1 protein-coding gene is annotated in these 493 nt (G+C 59.0%); it reads right to left on the bottom strand.

Going from position 1 to position 493, the window contains the following annotated elements; translation table 11 throughout:
* The coding region (locus JQ845_RS22805) for an AAA family ATPase (protein ID WP_236010234.1) at positions 1-470 on the bottom strand (470 nt) is incomplete at its 3' end.
* Positions 471-493 lie beyond the last annotated feature (23 nt).

The raw sequence follows: 493 nt of genomic DNA, 5'->3' as shown, positions 1-493 counted from the left end.
CCCGCCTCGATGGCCTCGGTCTGTTTGGTATCGCCCAGCTGAACAAGGCGGGCCCCGGACTTTTCCACCAGCCGCATGAGCTGTTCCATCTGGCGAGCGCCGACGACACCGGCCTCGTCGAGAACAATGATAGTCCTCTCGTCCAGGGTCTTGTCTTTGGTGTTGAAAAAGCTGGCCAGGGTATGAGCGTCCATCCCCTCGTTTTTGAGTGCGGCAACTTGGTTCCCATACGGCGCCAATGCGAGGATTCGATAGCCGAGTTGATCCTCTGTCTTGCCGTAACTCATTGCCTCGTTGACGGATGTGAGCAGTTGCACGGCCCGCTCAACGGAGTAGGTTTTGCCCGTACCAGCATCACCCTGAATGCCGACAAACCGATTCTCCGTGCTGACGATGGTCTCGACGGCTTGCCGTTGGCCAGCGGTGAGGGTTGATCCTTCAAGTGCTTTAGCGACCTGCTCCTGGGACATGAGCGGCGTCACCTGGCCTCGGC

Origin of the sequence: Pseudomonas paraversuta (assembly GCF_904063065.1) — a bacterium.
Taxonomy (GTDB): Bacteria; Pseudomonadota; Gammaproteobacteria; order Pseudomonadales; family Pseudomonadaceae; genus Aquipseudomonas; species Aquipseudomonas paraversuta.
Note: the sequence above shows the minus strand (reverse complement) of the source record. Positions and strands in the feature narration are given on the sequence as shown.